The 20,488-nt window shown below is 70.0% G+C and carries 17 protein-coding genes; all 17 read left to right on the top strand.

All coding sequences use genetic code 11. The features are described 5' to 3' along the window. Positions 1-55: 55 nt before the first annotated feature. The 17 genes from atpB to HQM25_RS11295 all read left to right on the top strand — a co-directional run bounded on the left by atpB (position 56) and on the right by HQM25_RS11295 (position 20,310). Positions 56-865: a F0F1 ATP synthase subunit A gene (gene atpB, locus HQM25_RS11375; RefSeq protein ID WP_254359681.1), complete on the top strand. Its 810-nt coding sequence runs from the start codon at positions 56-58 to the stop codon at positions 863-865. A 46-nt stretch (positions 866-911) separates the two neighbouring features. Then, positions 912-1,145, top strand: a complete 234-nt coding sequence (gene atpE / locus HQM25_RS11370) for an ATP synthase F0 subunit C (RefSeq protein WP_045274135.1) — start codon at positions 912-914, stop codon at positions 1,143-1,145. A gap of 29 nt (positions 1,146-1,174) precedes the next feature. Continuing rightward, positions 1,175-1,741 carry a F0F1 ATP synthase subunit B gene (locus HQM25_RS11365; protein WP_172990334.1) on the top strand — a complete coding sequence of 189 codons (567 nt, stop codon included), beginning with the start codon at positions 1,175-1,177 and terminating at the stop codon, positions 1,739-1,741. Then, positions 1,741-2,532 (top strand): F0F1 ATP synthase subunit delta, encoded by a 792-nt coding sequence (locus HQM25_RS11360; protein WP_172990333.1) that lies wholly within the window; start codon positions 1,741-1,743, stop codon positions 2,530-2,532. The genes HQM25_RS11365 and HQM25_RS11360 overlap by 1 nt, the downstream gene beginning before the upstream one ends. 63 nt (positions 2,533-2,595) lie before the next feature. Beyond that, complete coding sequence (gene atpA, locus HQM25_RS11355; RefSeq protein WP_172990332.1) at positions 2,596-4,233, top strand: F0F1 ATP synthase subunit alpha; 1,638 nt, start codon at positions 2,596-2,598, stop codon at positions 4,231-4,233. 24 nt (positions 4,234-4,257) lie between these two features. Continuing rightward, on the top strand, positions 4,258-5,154 hold the full coding sequence (locus HQM25_RS11350) for a F0F1 ATP synthase subunit gamma (RefSeq protein WP_172990331.1): 897 nt from the start codon (positions 4,258-4,260) through the stop codon (positions 5,152-5,154). Positions 5,155-5,176: 22 nt separating this feature from the next. Further along, entirely contained in the window at positions 5,177-6,625 is a 1,449-nt protein-coding gene (gene atpD / locus HQM25_RS11345) for a F0F1 ATP synthase subunit beta (protein WP_172990330.1), read from the top strand. 1 nt (position 6,626) lies between these two features. Then, positions 6,627-6,887, top strand: coding sequence for a F0F1 ATP synthase subunit epsilon (locus HQM25_RS11340; RefSeq protein WP_172990329.1), 261 nt, complete (start codon positions 6,627-6,629; stop codon positions 6,885-6,887). 72 nt (positions 6,888-6,959) lie between these two features. Then, positions 6,960-7,709: a YaaA family protein gene (locus HQM25_RS11335; protein ID WP_172990328.1), complete on the top strand. Its 750-nt coding sequence runs from the start codon at positions 6,960-6,962 to the stop codon at positions 7,707-7,709. Positions 7,710-7,832: 123 nt separating this feature from the next. Continuing rightward, the gene (locus HQM25_RS11330; RefSeq protein ID WP_172990327.1) at positions 7,833-8,588 is read left to right on the top strand and encodes a DUF5684 domain-containing protein; all 756 of its coding nucleotides are present in this window, start codon (positions 7,833-7,835) and stop codon (positions 8,586-8,588) included. Between the two features lie 81 nt (positions 8,589-8,669). Then, positions 8,670-9,662 (top strand): aldo/keto reductase, encoded by a 993-nt coding sequence (locus HQM25_RS11325; protein WP_172990326.1) that lies wholly within the window; start codon positions 8,670-8,672, stop codon positions 9,660-9,662. A 102-nt stretch (positions 9,663-9,764) separates the two neighbouring features. After that, complete coding sequence (locus tag HQM25_RS11320) at positions 9,765-11,498, top strand: ABC transporter ATP-binding protein (RefSeq protein WP_172990325.1); 1,734 nt, start codon at positions 9,765-9,767, stop codon at positions 11,496-11,498. Next, a complete protein-coding gene (locus HQM25_RS11315) occupies positions 11,495-13,552 on the top strand; it encodes an ABC transporter ATP-binding protein (RefSeq protein WP_172990324.1) in 2,058 nt (685 codons plus the stop codon). The genes HQM25_RS11320 and HQM25_RS11315 overlap by 4 nt, the downstream gene beginning before the upstream one ends. A 60-nt stretch (positions 13,553-13,612) precedes the next feature. After that, positions 13,613-14,542 (top strand): PP2C family protein-serine/threonine phosphatase, encoded by a 930-nt coding sequence (locus HQM25_RS11310; protein WP_172990323.1) that lies wholly within the window; start codon positions 13,613-13,615, stop codon positions 14,540-14,542. A 117-nt stretch (positions 14,543-14,659) separates the two neighbouring features. Then, on the top strand, positions 14,660-17,479 hold the full coding sequence (locus tag HQM25_RS11305; protein WP_172990322.1) for an FtsK/SpoIIIE domain-containing protein: 2,820 nt from the start codon (positions 14,660-14,662) through the stop codon (positions 17,477-17,479). A 42-nt stretch (positions 17,480-17,521) separates the two neighbouring features. Continuing rightward, positions 17,522-19,063 (top strand): APC family permease, encoded by a 1,542-nt coding sequence (locus HQM25_RS11300; protein ID WP_172990321.1) that lies wholly within the window; start codon positions 17,522-17,524, stop codon positions 19,061-19,063. Positions 19,064-19,080: 17 nt separating this feature from the next. Then, positions 19,081-20,310 (top strand): saccharopine dehydrogenase family protein, encoded by a 1,230-nt coding sequence (locus HQM25_RS11295; protein WP_172990320.1) that lies wholly within the window; start codon positions 19,081-19,083, stop codon positions 20,308-20,310. Positions 20,311-20,488: the final 178 nt, after the last annotated feature.

Here is a 20,488-nt window from a genome sequence, read left to right as displayed (position 1 = left end):
CTCACCGACCATCGTCGCAACGGTCCACACCGATGCCCCGAAGCTGGAGCCAGCGCTGATTACTCAAGCTGCGACACTGATCGCCCCCCTTTCCGCGGACGCGCCCGAGTTCCACGGCCCCTCGATCGACGAGTTCTTCCCGGAGACGCTCTTCCAGATCGGTGCTCTCGAGATCAACCGGATCCACCTGATCCAGTTCCTCGCCACCGCCGCGGTCGTGCTGATCTTCTGGCTCGGAACACGACGCATGTCGATCGTCCCCGGCCGATTCCAGAGCATCGTCGAGATGGGTCTCGACTTCGTGCGCGTCAACATCGCGCACGACCTGCTCGGCAAGAAGGACGGCGACCGCTTCCTGCCCATCCTCACCACGATCTTCTTCATGGTGCTGTTCATGAACATCACGGGAATCATCCCGTTCCTGAACATCGCCGGCACGAGCATCGTCGCTGTGCCGCTCACGTTGGCCGTGATCAGCTACGTCACGTTCATCTACGCCGGCATCAAGAAGAGCCCGAAGAACTTCTTCAAGAACTCGCTCTTCCCCTCGGGCGTGCCGTGGCCGATCTACATCATCGTGACGCCGATCGAGCTCATCTCGACGTTCATCATCCGTCCGGTGACGCTCACCCTCCGACTCCTCATGAACATGATGGTCGGTCACCTGCTCCTGGTGCTGTTCTTCGCCGCGACGCAGTTCTTCCTCTTCGACCTCGGAGGCTGGTGGTCGCTGCTGGCGGCCGGAAGCCTCGCGTTCGGATTCGTCTTCACCCTGTTCGAAATCCTGGTGGCCGTCCTCCAGGCCTACGTCTTCGCCCTCCTCACCGCGGTCTACATCCAGCTCGCGGTCGCAGAAGAGCACTGAAACGGGACGGCCCGCAAGCCGCCCACAACCGAAAGGAAACACCCCCGTGGACGCAACTACGGTTCTCGCCGAGCTCAGTGGCAACGTCGCGACGATGGGCTACGGCCTCGCCGCCATCGGACCCGCCATCGGCGTGGGCATCGTCGTCGGCAAGACGATCGAGGGCGTCGCCCGCCAGCCCGAACTGGCCGGCCGCCTGCAGGTGCTCATGTGGATCGGTATCGCCTTCACCGAGGCGCTGGCCTTCATCGGCATCGCGACCTACTTCATCTTCGTCTGATCGCCGATTCCCAGTCCTAAGGAGACAGGATGCTGAACGCTCTTGTCGCGTACGCCGCGGAGGAGGGGGAGGTTCACAACCCCCTCATCCCCGCGTGGTACGACATCATCTGGTCGGCGGTCTGCTTCGTCGTCATCCTCTTCATCTTCTGGAAGGTCGCCCTTCCCCGCATGAAGACGATGCTCGACGAGCGTGCAGCCGCGATCGAGGGCAACATCGCCAAGGCCGACGAGGCTCAGCGCAAGGCCGAGGCTGCTCTCGAGGAGTACACCGCCCAGCTCGCCGAGGCCCGCAAGGAGGCAGGTGAGATCCGCGATGCCGCCCGCGAGGACGGCAAGAAGATCGTCGCCGAGGCCAAGGAGACCGCATCGAGCGAGGCTGCGCGCCTGACCTCGAGCGCTCACGCGCAGATCGAGGCCGAGCGCCAGTCGGCCCTCGTCTCGCTGCGCAGCGAAGTGGGCACCCTCGCCCTCGACCTCGCCGGCGGTGTGATCGGGGAGACCCTCTCCGACGACGCCAAGGCCCAGGCCGTGGTCGATCGCTTCCTCGCCGAACTCGAGTCCGCTGAGGCGCAGACTCAGGGACCGAGGGCGTAATGGGCAGCGCGACCACTCAGGCCCTCGCGGCGACGACGTCCGCGCTCGGCGCCGCGCCGGGGGTCGACCTCACCGTCGCCCGCGAGCTGTTCGCGGCCGCGCGAGCCCTGGGCGACTCGTCGCAGCTGAGCGGCGCGCTCGCCGACTCCGCAGCGTCGGTCGCGGCACGCCGCCAGGTCGTGACCGACGTCTTCGGCTCCGCCGTGCAGCCGACGACCCTGTCGCTGCTGACGACGGCCGTGGAGCAGCGCTGGTCGTCGTCCGCGGACCTCGTGGACGGCGTCGAGGAACTCGCGGTCCGCGCCGTGGCCGTGGCCGAGCCCGACGTCGACGTCGAGAGCGAGCTGTTCGGATTCTCGCGCACCGTCGCCGACAACCCCGAGCTGGAGCTCGCCCTGGGAAGCCGCCTGGGCGACGCGACGGCCAAGGGCTCCCTCGTCGACACGCTGCTGAGCGGGCGCGCGAGCGCGTCCACGACGCTCATCGCCTCGTCGCTGATCCGTCAGCCGCGTGAGCGTCGCGTGCGGCAGCTGCTCACCCGTGCCATGCGCATCGTCGCCGATCAGCGCGGCCGCAAGGTCGCCACGGTCATCGCCGCGGCGCCGCTGAGCGCAGCGCAGTCCGACCGGCTCGCCGCAGCGCTGTCCCAGCGCTACGGCACGCGGGTCTCGCTGAACACGGTCGTCGACCCGGCTGTCGTGGGTGGCCTGCGGGTGCAGGTCGCGGACGACGTCATCGACGCCAGCGTGTCCTCGCGACTGGCCGACCTGCGTCAGCGGCTCGCCGGCTGACCACAGACTTCCCGCCGCCGGCGGAGATTTCGGGGCCGAGGCCCCACAGAACGAAGGAAGACAATGGCAGACATCTCTATCAGCCCCGACGTCATCCGTGACGCGCTGAAGGACTTCGTCGCCGCGTACGAGCCCACGGGCGCAGCGGCCACCGAGGTCGGCACCGTCATCGACGCCGCAGACGGCATCGCCCACGTCGAGGGTCTCCCCGGCGTCATGGCGAACGAACTGGTGCGCTTCGAAGACGGCACCGAGGGCCTCGCACTGAACCTCGACGAGCACGAGATCGGTGTCGTCGTGCTCGGCGACTTCTCCGGCGTCGAAGCCGGTCAGCAGGTCACCCGCACCGGCGAGGTGCTCTCGGTCGCCGTGGGCGACGGCTACCTCGGCCGCGTCGTCGACCCGCTCGGCAACCCGATCGACGGTCTCGGCGACATCGCGAGCGAGGGACGCCGCGCGCTCGAACTCCAGGCCCCGGGCGTCATGCAGCGCAAGTCGGTGCACGAGCCGCTGCAGACCGGCATCAAGGCCATCGACGCGATGATCCCCGTCGGCCGTGGCCAGCGTCAGCTCATCATCGGCGACCGCCAGACCGGCAAGACCGCGATCGCGATCGACACGATCATCAACCAGAAGTCCAACTGGGAGTCCGGCGACGTCGAGAAGCAGGTTCGCTGCATCTACGTCGCGATCGGTCAGAAGGGCTCGACCATCGCGGCCGTGAAGGGCGCCCTCGAGGACGCCGGCGCGATGGAGTACACGACCATCGTCGCGGCGCCCGCGTCGGACCCCGCCGGCTTCAAGTACCTCGCCCCGTACACCGGCTCGGCCATCGGCCAGCACTGGATGTACGGCGGCAAGCACGTCCTCGTCATCTTCGACGACCTGTCGAAGCAGGCCGAGGCCTACCGTGCCGTGTCGCTCCTGCTGCGCCGCCCGCCGGGCCGCGAGGCCTACCCGGGTGACGTCTTCTACCTGCACTCGCGTCTACTCGAGCGCTGCGCGAAGCTGTCGGACGAGCTGGGCGCCGGCTCGATGACGGGTCTGCCGATCATCGAGACCAAGGCCAACGACGTGTCGGCTTACATCCCGACCAACGTGATCTCGATCACCGACGGCCAGATCTTCCTGCAGTCCGACCTGTTCAACGCCAACCAGCGTCCCGCGGTCGACGTCGGCATCTCGGTGTCGCGCGTGGGTGGTGACGCTCAGGTCAAGTCGATCAAGAAGGTCTCCGGCACGCTCAAGCTGGAGCTCGCCCAGTACCGTTCGCTCGAGGCCTTCGCGATGTTCGCCTCGGACCTCGACGCCGCCTCGCGTCGTCAGCTGGCCCGCGGTGCGCGTCTGACGGAGCTCCTCAAGCAGCCGCAGTACTCGCCGTACCCGGTCGAGGAGCAGGTCGTCTCGATCTGGGCCGGTACCAACGGCAAGCTCGACTCGATCGAGGTCGAGGACATCCTCGCCTTCGAGCGTGAGCTCATCGACTACCTCAAGCGCAACACGTCGATCCTCGACACGCTCCGCGACACCAACGTCCTCGACGACGACACCGTGGCCGAGCTGACCAAGAAGACCGACGAGTTCATCCTCGAGTTCCAGGCCGGCAAGGGCCAGTCCATCAACCAGCCCGGCCACGAAGAGGTCGCGGCTGCTGCGGCTGACGACGTGAACCAGGAGAAGATCGTCAAGGGCCGCCGCTGAGGCGGGCCGAGGGGCTGAACAACCATGGGCGCACAACTGCGTGTCTACAAGCAGAAGATCAGCTCTGCTCAGACGACCAAGAAGATCACGAAGGCGATGGAGCTCATCGCGGCTTCGCGCATCCAGAAGGCCATGGCGCGTGTGCGCGCGTCGTCGCCTTTCGCGCGAGCCGTGACGCGCGCCGTCTCGGCCGTCGCGACGCACTCGAACATCGATCATCCGCTCACCGTCGAACGTGAGACGATCCGCCGCTCCGCGGTCGTGATCTTCTCGTCCGATCGGGGCCTCGCGGGCGCATTCAACTCGCAGATCCTCCGTGAGGGCATGGAGCTGGCGGAGCTTCTGCGCCAGCAGGGCAAGGAGCCGGTGTTCTACCTGGTCGGCCGCAAGGCCGTCGGGTACTTCCAGTTCCGTCGCATGGCGGCCGCCGCCGAGTGGACGGGCGACACCGATACGCCGCACTTCACGACCGCCGAGGAGATCGCCGCCGTCCTGCTGGACGCCTACGATCGCGGCGGCGAGGACGGTGGCGTGGATGAGATCAACCTCGTCTACAACCGCTTCGTCAGCATGATGACGCAGTCCCCCGAGCGGGTGCGTCTGCTGCCGCTGGAGGTCGTGGAGGCCGAGGAGTCGACGTCCGCGCAGGTGTATCCGCTCTACGAGTTCGAGCCGGATGCCGAGGTGGTGCTGGACGCGCTCCTGCCCGTCTACATCCAGAGCCGCGTCTTCAACGCGCTCCTGCAGTCGTCCGCGGCCAAGCACGCGGCGACGCAGAAGGCGATGAAGTCGGCCAGCGACAACGCCGACAAGCTCATCACCGACTACACCCGCCTGCGCAACAACGCACGCCAGGCCGAGATCACGCAGCAGATCGCCGAGATCGTCGGCGGCGCCGACGCGCTGGCGTCGGGCAAATAGACCACACGAAAGAGAAGAAGCCATGAGCCTCACCGCTGAGAAGACGGAGACCCCCGTCGTCGGCCGCGTGGCCCGCGTGACGGGCCCCGTCGTCGACATCGAGTTCCCGCACGACTCGATCCCCGACATCTACAACGCGCTCAAGACGACCATCACGATCGGTGACGAGTCGACCGAGATCACGCTCGAGGTGGCACAGCACCTCGGCGACGACCTCGTCCGCGCCATCTCGCTCAAGCCCACCGACGGCATGGTCCGCGGCCAGGAGGTGCGCGACACCGGCGACCCCATCATGGTCCCCGTCGGCGATGTGACCAAGGGTCGCGTCTTCAACGTGACCGGCGACGTCCTCAACGCCGAGCCGGGCGAGACCATCGAGGTCACCGAGCGCTGGGGCATCCACCGCAAGGCGCCCTCGTTCGACCAGCTCGAGTCGAAGACCGCGATGTTCGAGACCGGCATCAAGTCGATCGACCTGCTCACGCCGTACGTGCAGGGTGGAAAGATCGGCCTGTTCGGCGGTGCGGGCGTCGGCAAGACCGTCCTCATTCAGGAGATGATCCAGCGCGTGGCGCAGGACCACGGTGGTGTCTCCGTGTTCGCCGGCGTCGGCGAGCGCACCCGTGAGGGCAACGACCTCATCGGCGAGATGGAGGAGGCGGGCGTCTTCGACAAGACCGCCCTCGTGTTCGGCCAGATGGACGAGCCGCCGGGGACGCGTCTGCGCGTCGCCCTTTCGGCCCTCACGATGGCCGAGTACTTCCGCGACGTGCAGAAGCAGGACGTGCTGCTGTTCATCGACAACATCTTCCGCTTCACGCAGGCCGGTTCCGAGGTCTCGACGCTGCTGGGCCGCATGCCCTCCGCGGTGGGCTACCAGCCGAACCTGGCCGACGAGATGGGTGTGCTCCAGGAGCGCATCACCTCGACGCGCGGTCACTCGATCACCTCGCTGCAGGCGATCTACGTGCCCGCCGACGACTACACCGACCCCGCGCCGGCGACCACCTTCGCGCACCTCGACGCGACCACCGAGCTCTCGCGTGAGATCGCCTCGAAGGGCCTGTACCCGGCCATCGACCCGCTGACCTCGACGAGCCGCATCCTCGACCCGCGCTACATCGGCGAGGACCACTACCGCGTGGCCACCGCCGTGAAGCAGATCCTCCAGAAGAACAAGGAGCTTCAGGAGATCATCGCGATCCTCGGTGTCGACGAGCTCTCCGAAGAGGACAAGATCGTCGTGTCGCGTGCGCGCCGCATCCAGCAGTTCCTCTCGCAGAACACCTACATGGCGAAGAAGTTCACCGGCGTCGAGGGCTCCACGGTCCCGATCAAGGAGACCATCGAGTCGTTCGATGCGATCGTCAAGGGCGATTTCGACCACGTCGCCGAGCAGGCCTTCTTCAACGTCGGCGGCATCTCCGACGTCGAGGAGCGCTGGGCGCAGATCCAGAAGGAGAACGGCTGAAATGCCGCTCAAGGTGAGTCTGGTCTCCGCTGACGCGGAGGTCTGGTCGGGCGAGGCGTCGCTGGTCGTCGCCAAGACCGTGCTCGGCGAGATCGGGTTCATGCCCGGTCACGAGCCGGTGCTCGCGATCCTCGCCGAAGGTCAGGTGCGCATCACCCAGACCAGCGGTGCCAAGGTCGTGGCCAACGCCCAGGACGGCTTCCTCTCGATGGAGGGCGACGAGCTCACGATCGTCGCCGGCAACGCGGCTCTCATCGCCTGACGCCGTTCCGTTCCCTTTCGCGAAGCGCGTCGCCTCCGGGCGGCGCGCTTCGCCTTTTCCCGCGAGGTCCGAATGCTCATCCTGCTGCCGCCGTCCGAGACCAAGCGCCCGGGCGGACGCGGGCGTCCGCTGGATGCCTCGCGGCTCGCCCTGCCCGGGCTTCGCCCCGAGCGCGAAGCCGTGATCGACGCGCTCGTCGCCCTGTCGGACGACGAGGATGCCGCGGCGCGGGTGCTCAAACTCGGGGCGACGCAGCGCGCCGAGATCGCGGTGAACGCGCACCTGCGCGACGCCCCCACGATGCCCGCGGTCGACCGCTACACTGGCGTGCTCTTCGACGCGCTCGACGCCGCCTCGCTCGACGCGGCGGCGCGCCGCTGGCTCGGTCGGCACGTGCTGATCCACTCCGCACCCCTCGGCCCGATCGGCGCGCTCGATCCGATTCCCGCGTACCGACTGGGCGCCGGCGCCTCGATGCCGGGTCTGGCGCCCCTGAAGCGCGTCTGGGCGGGGCCGGTCACGGCGGCGCTCGCTGCCGCGCAGCCCTCGTTCGTCCTCGATCTGCGGTCTGAGGCGTACGCCGCGCTCGGGCCGGTTCCCGCACCGGTCGCATCCGCCTACGTCCGCGTGGTGACGGCAGGGGCCGACGGCGTCGCACGCGCCCTCAACCACTTCAACAAGCACGCGAAGGGCGCTCTGGTGCGCCGTCTGGCCCAGGAGCGGCCGCGCGCGGCATCCCGTGCCGGATTCGTGCGCTGGGCGCACGGGGCCGGACTGCGCGTCGAGGACGACGGCGACGGCGAGATCCTGCTGTTCGCGTGATGTTCGCGCCGCGCCTGGGAAAATGCTGAGCGTCCGGGCCCCTCGGTCGCTAGCATGAGGGCGGACGGGGCGTGGGGCCTCGCCGCACCCGCCTGCGCGGACCCGACCTGAGGAGGGAATTCCATGCCGTTCGATGTCACGCTCGTCGACAGCGGCGCATCCGTCATCGCCGCCCTGTTCTTCACGATGTTCATGCTGGTCTTCGTGCTGCTGGGCTACATCATCGGATCGCTGTTCCTGATGAAGATCTTCGAGAAGGCCGGAGTGGAGGGGAAGTGGCGTGCGTGGGTGCCCGTCTACAACACCCTGATCTTCGTCAAGCTCGGCGACCTGAACCCGTGGTGGCTGCTGGCCCTGTGGGGCGGCACCATCGTGCTCGGGTGGATCCCGGTCATCGGCTCGCTCATCGGTCTCGCCGCCTTCGCCTACACGCTCCTGGCCGCCTGGCGCGTGGGTCTGAAGCTGCAGAAGGAAGCCATCTGGCTGCTGCTGTATTTCTTCCTCGCCATCGTGTGGCTGGGCATCAACGCCTACGACCGCTCGCGCTGGAACACCGCGATCGCGCCGGCGCCGTGGGCCGGCAACTTCCTCGCCGACTCGACGACGTGGGCCGGCATCCCGAGCCAGTCCACGGGCTCGGGATACGCGGCACCGGGCCAGGCACCGGGCTACACCCCGCCGCCTCCGGCCGGCTACACCCCGCCGCCTCCGGCCGGGTACATGCCCCCGCCCGCCCCGCCGGCCGCCGCTCCGACGCCGCCTCCTGCGGCACCGACGCCGCCTCCCGCGGCACCGCCCGCGGCGAGCCCGCCGCCGGCCTCGCCCGAGCCGCCGGCCTCGCCCGAGCCGCCGGCCTCGCCCGAGCCGCCCAAGCAGTAGGCGCACCGCCGGGACGGCCCCTCCCTCGGGAGGGGCCGTCCCCGTGCGCGGCGCCGGTGCCGACCGCGTAGCGTGGGAGGCATGACCTCTGGTGTTCCCCTCCGCCCGGTCGGCGCGTCCGGCCTGCTCGTGTCGGCCGTCGGCCTCGGCTGCAACAACTTCGGGCGCCCCGGCACCCGTTCCGAGACGATCGACGGCACACGCGATGTGCTGGATGCCGCGATCGACGCGGGTGTCACCTTCCTCGACACCGCCGACATGTACGGCGGCGATCCCGGGCTGTCGGAGCGGCTCATGGGCGAGGCGCTGAAGGGACGGCGCGACGAGGTCGTCCTCGCGACGAAGTTCGGCCACCCCGGGCGGGACATGGGATATCCGGTGTCGGGCGGCAAGGGGTCGCGGGCGTACATCCGCCGCGCGGTCGAAGGATCCCTCACGCGCCTGCAGACCGACTGGATCGACCTCTACCAGCTGCACGTGCCCGACCCGCAGACCCCGATCGAGGAGACCCTCGACGCGCTCGGCGACCTCGTGCGCGAGGGGAAGGTGCGCTACATCGGCCATTCGAACCTCGCGGGCTGGCAGATCGCGGAGGCGCATCTCACCGCGGCGGCGCGGTCCGGCATCCCCTTCGTCTCGGCGCAGAACCACTACAGCCTCCTCGCCCGGGCCGCCGAGCGCGAGGTGCTCCCGGCCGCGGCCCGGTTCGGCCTCGGATTCCTGCCGTACTTCCCGCTGCACAACGGGCTGCTCACCGGCAAGTTCACGCGCGACCACGCTCCCGCCGACACCCGCATCATGCGCCAGCGCCGTCACGTGTGGGATGACGCGCCCTGGGACGCCCTGGAGGCCTACCGGGCGTTCTGCGACGAGCGCGGCATCACCATGCTGGAGGCGACCTTCGGGTGGCTGCTCGCCCAGCCCGCCCTCGCGAGCGTCATCGCCGGCGCGACCAGCCCCGAGCAGGTGCATGCGAATGCCGCCGCCGCGTCGGCATGGATCCCCACGGCCGACGACCTCGCGCGCATCGACGAACTCTTCCCGCTGCCGGAGGATCCCGGCGCGCGCGTCTGATCGGACACGCCGCCACGGCGGGCCTCTTGGCGCGGCGCGATCGACGGGCGTAACGTCGACACGCGCGCGGCCGATCGCGTCGCGCGCGGGAAGGGACCGCACGTGCTCGGAAAGCTGCTGGTGCGCTATCTGGCGCCCGCCTGGCCGCTGATCATCGCGGTGGTGGTGTTCCAGCTCGCGCAGTCCATCGCATCGCTGTGGCTGCCCACGCTCAACGCCGACATCATCGACGACGGGGTCGTGCGGGGAGACATCCCGTACATCTGGTCGACCGGCGGGGTCATGCTGATCGTCAGCTTCGTGCAGATCGTGTGCTCGATCGTGGCCGTGTATTTCGGCTCGCGGCTGGCGATGGGCATGGGCCGCGATCTGCGCTCGGACTTCTTCCATCGCGTGGTCGCGTTCTCGCAGCGCGAGGTCGGCCAGTTCGGGGCGCCGTCGCTCATCACGCGCAACACCAACGATGTGCAGCAGGTGCAGATGCTCGTGCAGGTGTCGGCGACGCTCATGATCTCCGCGCCGATCCTCGCCATCGGCGGCGTGATCATGGCGGTCCGCCAGGACGCGGGCCTGTCGTGGCTGATGGCGGTGTCGATCCCCGTGCTGCTGGTCATCGTCGGCCTGATCGTGTGGCGCATGGTGCCCGCCTTCTCGAAGATGCAGCGGCGCATCGACCGGGTCAACCAGATCATGCGCGAGCAGCTGACCGGCATCCGCGTCATCCGCGCCTTCGTCCGGGAAGGCGAGGAGCGCGCGCGGTTCGCCGGCGCGAGCGAGGACGTCATGGAGACGGCGCTGCGCGCGGGCAATCTGATGGCGCTGATGTTCCCGGCGGTCATGCTGGTGCTGAATCTCTCCAGCGTCGCCGTGATCTGGTTCGGCGCGTTCCAGGTGCAGGACGACGGCGTCGAGATCGGCACCCTGTTCGCGTTCCTCACCTACCTCATGCAGATCCTCATGGGCGTCATGATGGCGACCTTCATGTTCGTGATGATCCCGCGCGCGGCCGTGTGCGCCGACCGCATCGGCGAGGTGCTCGACGCGCAGCCGTCGGTGACCGCGCCCGCCGCGCCCACGGCGCCCGGCGAGGCGGCCGGCCGGGTCGAGTTCGACCACGTGGACTTCGCCTACCCCGGCGCGGAGGAGGCGGTGCTGCACGACCTCACCTTCACCGTCGAGCCCGGAACCACCACGGCCATCATCGGGTCGACAGGCGCCGGCAAGACCACGCTGGTGGGGCTCGTGCCGCGGCTGTTCGACGTCACGGCGGGCGCCGTGCGCGTCGACGGCATCGACGTGCGCGACTACGACCCCGACGTGCTGTGGCGGCGGGTCGGCCTGATCCCGCAGCGCGCGTTCCTGTTCTCGGGCACGATCGCATCGAACCTCCGATACGGCGATGAGGGGGCGTCGGATGCGCAGCTGTGGGAAGCGCTCGAGATCGCGCAGGGGCGCGAGTTCGTCGAGGCGATGCCGGAGGGCCTCGAGGCGCCGATCGCGCAGGGCGGCACGAACGTCTCCGGTGGCCAGCGCCAACGTCTGGCGATCGCGCGGGCGCTGGTGAAGCGGCCCGGCATCTACGTCTTCGACGACTCGTTCTCGGCGCTGGATCTGCGCACGGATGCCGCGCTGCGCCGTGCACTCGACGAGCGGCTTCCCGACGCGACACGCGTCGTGGTCGCCCAGCGGGTCTCGACGATCCAGCACGCCGATCAGATCGTGGTGCTCGACCATGGTCGGATGGTCGGACTCGGCACCCACGACGACCTCGTGGCCACCAACGAGACCTACCGCGAGATCGTCGAATCCCAGCTCTCGGCGGAGGCGGCGGCATGAGCGGCGGTCAGGCTTCCCGTCCCGCGCCCGCGCGCGGCCCGATGGGCGGACGCGGTCCTGGCGCGGGCGCCGCGCCGGGGGAGAAGGCGCAGAACTTCCTGCCCAGCGCCAAGCGCCTTCTCGGCACGCTCCGCCGCGATGCCGCTCTGCTGGTCATGGTGCTCGTGCTCGGCATCCTCTCGGTCGCCCTCTCCGTCACCGGGCCGAAGCTGCTCGGCGAGGGGACGAACATCGTGTTCGCCGGCTTCATCTCGCTGCAGGTGCCGGCCGGCGCGACGCAGCAGGAGGTGGTGGACGGCCTCGTGGCCAGCGGCAACCAGGAGCAGGCCGACATGATCGCGGCGATGCAGTTCACGCCGGGAGCGGGGATCGACTTCGAGCAGCTCGGCTGGATCCTCACCGCCGTGCTCGCCGTCTACGTGTTCGCGAGCGTGTTCGGCTGGCTGCAGGCGCGGATCCTCAACGGCATCGTGCAGCGCGCGATGAACCGCCTCCGCCTGCAGGTCGAGGAGAAGATCCACCGGCTGCCGCTGTCGTACTTCGACCGCGTCCAGCGCGGCGAACTGCTCAGCCGCGTCACCAACGACGTCGACAACATCGGCCAGACGATGCAGCAGACCCTGTCGCAGGTGGTCATCTCCCTGCTCACGGTCATCGGGGTCCTCGTCATGATGTTCCTCATCTCGCCCCTGCTCGCCGTCATCGCCCTGGTGACGATCCCCGCGACCGTCGTGATCACGGTGGTGATCGCCAAGCGCTCGCAGAAGCTGTTCGTCGCGCAGTGGGGCGCCACAGGGGTGCTCAACGCACGCGTGGAGGAGACCTTCTCGGGCCACGCGATCGTGAAGGTCTTCGGGCACCAGCGCGAGGCCGAGGAGGCCTTCCGCGGGGAGAACGAGAAGCTCTACCGGGCGAGCTTCGGCGCGCAGTTCATCTCGGGCATCATCATGCCCGCCATGACCTTCATCGGGAATCTGGTGTACGTGGCGATCGCGGTGGTGGGCGGCCTCCAGGTCGCCGGCGGCCTGATGTCCATCGGCGACGTGCAGGCGTTCATCCAGTACTCGCGCCAGTTCACGCAGCCGCTCAGCCAGCTCGGGTCGATGGCCAACCTCCTCCAGTCCGGCGTTGCCAGCGCCGAGCGCGTGTTCGAACTGCTCGACGAGGAGGAGGAGAAGCCCGACGCCGATCCCGCCGAGACCGTGGATGCCGCGGCGAGCCACCTGGCGTTCGACGACGTCTCGTTCCGCTACGTCGAGGACAAGCCGCTCATCGACGGCCTCGCGCTCACGGCGACGCCGGGCAGCACGGTGGCGATCGTCGGTCCCACGGGCGCCGGCAAGACCACCCTCGTGAACCTCATCATGCGCTTCTACGACGTGGATGCCGGCACCATCACCCTCGACGGCGTCGACACCCGGCGCATGACGCGCGACGACCTGCGGGCGCGCACCGGCATGGTGCTCCAGGACACGTGGCTCTTCTCCGGCACGATCCGAGAGAACATCGCGTACGGGCGGATCGACGCGACCGAGGAGGAGATCGTCGCGGCGGCACGGGCCGCGTACGTCGACCGGTTCGTCCATGCGCTCCCGGACGGCTACGACACCGAGCTCGATGACGAGGCCACCAACCTCAGCGTGGGCGAGCGGCAGCTCATCACGATCGCCCGGGCGTTCCTCGCCGACCCGCGCATCCTCATCCTCGACGAGGCCACCAGCTCGGTCGACACCCGCACCGAGCTGCTCATCCAGCGCGCCATGTCGCGCCTCCGGGCCGACAGAACTGCGTTCGTGATCGCCCACCGGCTCTCGACGATCCGCGACGCCGATCTCATCCTCGTCATGGAGGCGGGATCCATCGTGGAGCAGGGCTCGCACGACGAGCTCCTCACCGCGCGGGGCGCGTATTGGCGGCTGTACAACGCGCAGTTCGAGGCGCCGATCGAGGAGGAAGACGATCCGCAGCACCCGCCGACCGGCGTGATCCCGGTCGTTTCGGGTGTCGGCGCGTCGTCTGCCGAGGGCGCGTCGGAGGAACCTACTAGGATGTGAGGCACGTTGCCCGGCCGCGCCGCGGCCGGGTGAGCGCCGACTCATGCGGAAGGACAGGGCGTGCCCGAGGTATCCACCGAGTCCCGCGCGGTACGCGCGCCCGGTGGCGACCTGACCCTCTCGTGGGCGGCCGTCACCCATACCGGGCGTCGCCGCGATGTCAATCAAGACGCCGTGTTCGCCGGCTTCCCGCTGTTCGTCGTCGCCGACGGCATGGGGGGTCACCTGGGCGGGGAGATCGCGAGCGCCTCCACCATCGCCCGCCTCCGGGCCGTGGTCGAAGAGGGCACGGTCACGCCGCAGACGATCGAACGCGCGCTCACCCGGGCGGTCAAGGACATCGCCTCGCACCCCGAGACCACCGATGACGGCACCGGCACGACGCTCACCGGGGTGTTCCTCGACGAGACCGCCGACGATCCGCACTGGGTCACGCTGAACATCGGCGATTCCCGCGTCTACCTCGTGCGCGAGGACCAGATCGTGCAGGTCACCACCGACCACTCCGTCGTGCAGGAGCTTGTCGCGGCGGGGCGTCTGAGCCCCGAGGAAGCGGAGAACCACCCGTACGGCAACGTGATCACGCGGGCGGTCGGCCCCAGCGAAGGCGTCACACCCGACTACGTGCGCATCGACGTGGCCGACGGCGACCGCTTCGTGATCTGCTCCGATGGGCTCACCAAGGAGCTCACCGACTACGGCATCAAGCACTTCCTCCGCGAGAACGTCGACCCCGCCGACGCCGTGCGCGCCATGCTCGACGCGGCGCTGGAGAACGGCGGACGCGACAACATCTCGATCATCGTGCTCGACGTGGAGACGGCCGAGGGGGTGGCGGCGCGGGCCGCGGACGAGGCCGACGAGGGGGATGACGCGGAGTCCGACGACGACGCCGCAGAGGCCGACGAGTCGGCAGACGCCGGCGAGGCAGCAGTGGCCGCTGACGACGCCGCGACGGCTGCCCGCCCCGACGACCCCGCCGAGAGCTGATCCGGCCGGGGACCGCGGTCTGCGGCCTCTCCTCCCCAGAGCGATCGTGCGCACGATCCCTCCACAACCACCTCGGACCACGCGGAAGCCGGAGGACGACACGGTGGACTGACGTCCATGTCACCGTCCGCCGCCGCTCCGACACCGCTCGACGATCCCTTCGCCCTCGATCCTGATGCGCCGATCGAGCTGCCGGGCGCGTGGACGGCTCCGCCGCGACCGGGTGTGCCGATCCTTGCCGCGGTGGTCCCCGTCCTGGGCGCGGTCGCGATCTGGCTCGTCACCGGATCCATCCTCGCCCTCTGGCTCGCGGCGCTCGGTCCGCTGCTGGCGGCCGCGAGCGTGCTCGACCAGCGGCGCGTCGCGCGCCGTGATCGCCGGGCAGCCGTCGCCGCGGCGGCCGCGGCGAGGGAGCGGGCTGCGGCGGCGATCGCCGCGCGACACGGGCGGGAGCGCGCGCAGCGGTGGGTGCGGCATCCCGACTGCGCGTCCCTGCTGGCGGGCGACGACATCTGGAGGGCCATGCCGGGCCGGGCCGAGGCGCTCGTGCTCGGTGCGGGGGAGGTGCCGAGCGACGTGCGGGTCAGCGGCGGGGCGGGAGACCCGGAGTCTGTGCGGCTGCGCGCCGCTGCCGCCCGCCTGAGCGATGGGCCGGTCGCGGTGCCGGTGCTGGCGGGCGTCGCCGTCTCGGGGCCCGCGCGTGCGGCGGAGGCCGTGCGACGGGCGCTCGCGCTGCAGCTGTGCCTGGCCTTCCCCCCGGGGGAGCTGCGACTGCGCGCCGACGGCGAGGAATGGACCCGGCTCGTCCCGCACCGCTTCGCCGATGCCGGCAGCGTGCTGGCCCTTGTCGACGCCGGTGAACCGGTCCCTGCGGACGCAGACATCGTGCTCGCGCTCGTCGAGCCCGACGCGCCTCCGCCGCCCCGGTGCGCCGCCATGCTGCGGCTCGAGGGCCTCGGCCGGGGGACGGTCTCCTTCGCGGGGGAGCGCACCGATGTCTCCGTCGAGGCGATCGGCCCGGCGCAGGCGACGGCGATCGCCCGCGACCTGGCCGCACGGGCCGCGGTCGCGTTCGGCAGGCAGCGTGCCGACGAACCGGTGGCGCTCGCGCCGCTGCTGTCGGCCGCGCCTCCCGCCCGTCGGGGCACGCTCCCGGCCGTCATCGGCCGCGAGGCGGACGCCCCCGCCGTCATAGATCTCGTGAGCGACGGCCCCCACGCGGTCGTGGCCGGGATGACCGGCTCAGGCAAGAGCGAGCTGCTCATCTCGTGGGTGCTGGCGCTGAGCGCCGCGCACTCGACCACGGAGGTGAGCTTCCTCCTCGCCGACTTCAAGGGCGGCACGGCGTTCGAAGCTCTCACCGCCCTGCCGCACGTGACGGGGGTGCTCACCGACCTCGACGGCCAGGGCGCCCGCCGCGCTCTGGAGAGTCTTCGCGCCGAGGTGCGGTGGCGAGAGTCGACGATCGCCGCGGCAGGCGCGCGCGACATCCGCGACCCCCGCGTCTCGCTCCCGCGGCTGGTCATCGTCGTCGACGAGTTCGCCGCGCTGCTCGGCGACCACCCGGAGCTGCACGCATTGTTCGTGGACGTCGCCGCGCGGGGCAGGGCCCTCGGGATGCACCTCGTACTCGGCACCCAGCGTGCCGCCGGCGTCATCCGCGACAACCTCCTCGCGAACTGTCCGCTGCGCATCTCCCTCCGCGTCGCCGACCCCATCGACAGTCGGAGCCTGCTCGGCGTCGACGACGCGGCGCAGCTGTCGGGCGGTCCCGAAGCCCGCGGCGTCGCACTCGTGCGGCGGGCGTCGGACTCGGCACCGCGGCGCGTGCGGGTCGCGCTCTCCGAGCCCGCCGACGTGGGGCGGATCGCGAACGCCGCCGCGGGCGGTCCGAGACCGCGCCGACCCTGGCTGCCGGCGCTGCCGGCACGCGTGCCGCTCGAGGATCTGCTCGACCGGGAGCGCGAGCCGGGGGTCCTGGTGCTCGGCCTCGCCGATGAGCCCGAGCATCAGCGACAGCGCCTCGCCGGTGTGCGCGCCGCGGATCGGGGCCTCCTGGTGGTCGGGGGTGCGGGCAGCGGGCGGTCGACGGCCCTGGCCGTGCTGGCGGCTCAGCACCGCGGGGCGGTGCAGCTGCCGCACGACGCCGAAGCCGCGTGGGACGAGCTGCACTCTCTGGTCGAGGCGCCGCCTTCGTCGGGTGGCCTGATCGTCATCGACGACCTCGACGTGCTCCCGGCGCGGTTCCCGCCCGAATACGCGCCGGAGGTGCTCGACCTCCTCGAGCGGGTCCTGCGCGGCGCGGGTGCCGGAGGATATCTCGTCGCGGCATCCACTCGACGGCTGGGCGGGGCGACCGCGCGGCTGTTCGACCTCCTGCCGCACCGCCTGCTGCTGGCGACGCGTTCCCGTGCCGACCACTTCGCCGCGGGCGGCGAGTCCGGACACTTCGAGCCGGACGCCCCTCCCGGCCGCGGCCGGCTCGACGGCGTGGCCGTGCAGGTGGCGGAGGCGCCCGTGGTTGCGCCGAGCGGTCGGGACGACCGCGCCGAGTGGATGCCGCGCGCCGCGCTCACCGGGTTCGTCGCGCGCCGCTCCCCGGCGACCCGGGCCGTCGTCGCGGCGTGGGAGGCCGCGGGAGTGACCGTCGTCGGCGTCGACGAATGGACCGAAGCGCCGGCCGGCGGCACTCGGATGGTCGTCGTCGGCGACCCCGACGGGTGGCAGCGGCGGTGGCGGGCGCTTGCCGAGATGCGCTCCGACCACGACGTGGTGGTCGACGCTTCCTGCGCGAGCGAGCTGCGACTGCTGACCGGATCACGGGTGCTGCCTCCCTACTGCGACGCCGGTCGGGCACGGGCGTGGCTCCTGCGGGAGGGGGCGGATCCCGTTCGCATCGTCCTGCCGAGCGACGACGTCCGGTCGGATCGGCCGTGAGCGCGGCTTGCTCCCGGCGCCGGGGCGGCTTAGCGTCCTTGGGTGGCTACATCTCCGATCTCCCTCGCCCCCGGCGAAGGCAAGGGCCTGGCGTCGGGGACGCTCGGGCTCTGGGGCTCGACCGTCATCGGTCTGGCCTCCACCGCACCCGTCTACTCACTCGTGGCGACCCTCGGGTTCGTCGTGCTCGCCGTCGGCGCGCAGGCGCCCATCGCGTTCATCCTCGCGTTCATCCCGATGCTGTTCATCGCATTCGCCTACCGGGAGCTGAACAACGAGATCCCCGACTGCGGCACCACCTTCACCTGGGGCACCAAGGCGTTCGGTCCCTGGGTGGGCTGGATGGGCGGCTGGGGCGTCGCCGTGGCCGGCATGGTCGTCCTCGCCAACCTCGCGCAGATCGCCGGCATCTACTTCTGGTCCCTGATCGGCGACGGCTCCCTGTCGGAGAACGCGTTCGTCGTCACCCTCACGGGCGTCGTGTTCATCGCGGCGATGACCTGGGTGAGCTGGCGCGGCGTCGAGATCGGCGAGCGCATTCAGAACGTCCTGCTCGCCATCCAGTACCTCGCCCTGGCCATCTTCGTGGTCGCCGCCCTCTGGCAGTTCTTCGCCGGCAGCGCACCGGACCCGACCCCGTTCGACTGGGCCTGGCTGAACCCGTTCGGCTTCACCGACGCGAGCGGCTTCACCGAGGCCGTGCTGCTGGCCCTGTTCATCTACTGGGGCTGGGACACCTGCCTCGCGCTGAACGAGGAGACCAAGGACCCCAAGCGCATTCCCGGTCGGGCAGCGCTCCTCACGTGCGTCATCCTCCTGGTCACCTACGTCGGCGTGACGATCTCCGCCATGATGTACGCCGGTCTCGGCGAGACCGGCACGGGCCTGGGCAACGAGGCGAACGCCGACGACATCTTCCTCGCGATCAAGGACGGCCTGCTCGGCCCGTTCGGCTGGGTGCTCGTGGTCGCCGTGCTCATCTCGGCGATCTCGTCGACCCAGACCACGATCCTCCCGACGGCGCGCGGAACGCTGGCCATGGCCGCCTATCGCGCGCTGCCGCGCCGCTTCCTCACCGTGCATCCGCGCTATCAGACGCCGTCGTTCTCGACGATCGTCATGGGCGTGGTCGCGAGCCTCTACTTCATCGGGATGTCGCTGATCAGCGACAACATCCTGCAGGACTCGATCCTGTCGCTGGGTCTCGCGATCGCGTTCTACTACGCCGTGACCGGCTTCGCGTGCGTGTGGTACTACCGCCGCACGCTGCGCGACTCCGGCCGCAACCTGCTCTATCGCGGCATCCTGCCCCTGGCCGGCGCGCTGATGCTCACCTACGCATTCGTGCAGTCCGCGATCGACATGTACGACGTCGACTACGGCTACACGGTGCTCCTCGGGATCGGCGGCACGTTCGTGCTGGGCGTCGGGTCGCTCGCGGTGGGCGTGGTCCTGATGCTGATCTGGTTCGCCTTCCCGGGATCCAAGCCGTTCTTCCGCGGTGAGAGCCTCAATCGCGACACCCCCGTCCTCGTTCCCGACGACCCGGCCGAGCACCTGCGCTCGGTCGACGGCGGAATCTGACCCTGATCAGGAGCATCATGCGTATCCTCATCGTCGGCGCCGGTGGCGTCGGATCGGCCGCGGCCCGCATCGCCGTGCGCCGCGACTTCTTCGAGACCCTCGTCGTCGCCGACTACGACCCCGCACGCCCCGAGGCCCTCGTCGCCGAGATCGGCGACCCGCGGCTCGTCGCGGCACGCGTCGACGCCTCGAGCGCCGAGTCGGTGGCCGACCTCATCCGCGCCCACGGCGTCACCCACGTGCTCAACGCGGTCGACCCCCGCTTCGTGATGCCCATCTTCGACGGCTGCTTCGCGGCGGGCACCACCTACCTCGACATGGCGATGAGCCTGTCGCACCCGCACGCCGAGAAGCCGTACGAACTGACCGGCGTCAAGCTCGGCGACGACCAGTTCGCGCAGGAGCAGGAATGGCGCGATGCCGGTCGCCTGGCGCTGGTGGGCATCGGCGTGGAGCCGGGCCTGTCGGACGTGTTCGCCCGCTACGCCGAGGACCACCTGTTCTCGGAGATCGACGAGCTCGGCGTGCGCGATGGGGCGAACCTCGTCGTCGAGGGGTACGACTTCGCCCCGTCGTTCTCCATCTGGACCACGATCGAGGAATGCCTCAACCCGCCCGTCGTGTACGAGGAGGGCCGCGGCTGGTTCACCACCCCGCCGTTCAGCGAACCCGAGGTGTTCGACTTCCCCGAGGGCATCGGACCGGTCGAGTGCGTCAACGTCGAGCACGAGGAGGTGCTCCTCATGCCGCGGTGGACCAAGGCGAAGCGGGTGACCTTCAAGTACGGCCTCGGCGACGAGTTCATCGAGGTGCTGAAGGTGCTGCACAAGCTCGGCCTCGACAAGACGGACCTGGTCTCGGTGAAGGGGGTCTCGGTATCGCCGCGCGACGTCGTCGCAGCCTGCCTGCCCGACCCGGCGACCCTCGGCGACCGCATGACGGGCAAGACCTGCGCGGGCGTGTGGGTGACCGGCACCGGCAAGGACGGGATGCCGCGCTCGACGTATCTGTACCATGTCGCCGACAACGAGCAGACGATGGCCGAATACAACTCGCAGGCGGTGGTCTGGCAGACCGCGATCAACCCCATCATCGCCCTCGAGCTCCTGGCGACCGGGGTGTGGTCGGGCACCGGCATCCTCGGCCCCGAGGCCTTCGACGCGAAGCCTTTCCTCGACCTGCTCGCCGCACCCGCACCCGCCGGCTACGGCTCGCCGTGGGGCATGGAGGAGAAGCCTCTGGCCTGACTGGCTGCGGTCGCCGGCCTGACCATCCCGACCGGCCGGACCGGCCCCACAGACCGGCCCGACCGCAGGCGAGTTGCTGAGATCAGGTGATCCGGCGCAGACAGGATGCCTCGCGAGGCGATTGTCCTGTGTCCGCCGGATCACCTGATCTCGGCAAAGGCGGACACCGGCGCCGAGG

This window comes from Microbacterium hominis (assembly GCF_013282805.1).
GTDB lineage: Bacteria > Actinomycetota > Actinomycetes > Actinomycetales > Microbacteriaceae > Microbacterium > Microbacterium hominis_B.
This window is presented reverse-complemented; position numbering and strand designations above follow the sequence as displayed.

Bases quoted from the DNA above. Each gene is read 5' to 3' on its own strand.
- HQM25_RS11365 (WP_172990334.1), top strand. From the start codon at position 1,175: ATGCTGAACGCTCTTGTCGCGTACGCCGCGGAGGAGGGGGAGGTTCAC.
- HQM25_RS11360 (WP_172990333.1), top strand. From the start codon at position 1,741: ATGGGCAGCGCGACCACTCAGGCCCTCGCGGCGACGACGTCCGCGCTC.
- atpA (WP_172990332.1), top strand. From the start codon at position 2,596: ATGGCAGACATCTCTATCAGCCCCGACGTCATCCGTGACGCGCTGAAG.
- HQM25_RS11350 (WP_172990331.1), top strand. From the start codon at position 4,258: ATGGGCGCACAACTGCGTGTCTACAAGCAGAAGATCAGCTCTGCTCAG.
- atpD (WP_172990330.1), top strand. From the start codon at position 5,177: ATGAGCCTCACCGCTGAGAAGACGGAGACCCCCGTCGTCGGCCGCGTG.
- HQM25_RS11340 (WP_172990329.1), top strand. From the start codon at position 6,627: ATGCCGCTCAAGGTGAGTCTGGTCTCCGCTGACGCGGAGGTCTGGTCG.
- HQM25_RS11335 (WP_172990328.1), top strand. From the start codon at position 6,960: ATGCTCATCCTGCTGCCGCCGTCCGAGACCAAGCGCCCGGGCGGACGC.
- HQM25_RS11330 (WP_172990327.1), top strand. From the start codon at position 7,833: ATGCCGTTCGATGTCACGCTCGTCGACAGCGGCGCATCCGTCATCGCC.
- HQM25_RS11325 (WP_172990326.1), top strand. From the start codon at position 8,670: ATGACCTCTGGTGTTCCCCTCCGCCCGGTCGGCGCGTCCGGCCTGCTC.
- HQM25_RS11315 (WP_172990324.1), top strand. From the start codon at position 11,495: ATGAGCGGCGGTCAGGCTTCCCGTCCCGCGCCCGCGCGCGGCCCGATG.
- HQM25_RS11305 (WP_172990322.1), top strand. From the start codon at position 14,660: ATGTCACCGTCCGCCGCCGCTCCGACACCGCTCGACGATCCCTTCGCC.
- HQM25_RS11295 (WP_172990320.1), top strand. From the start codon at position 19,081: ATGCGTATCCTCATCGTCGGCGCCGGTGGCGTCGGATCGGCCGCGGCC.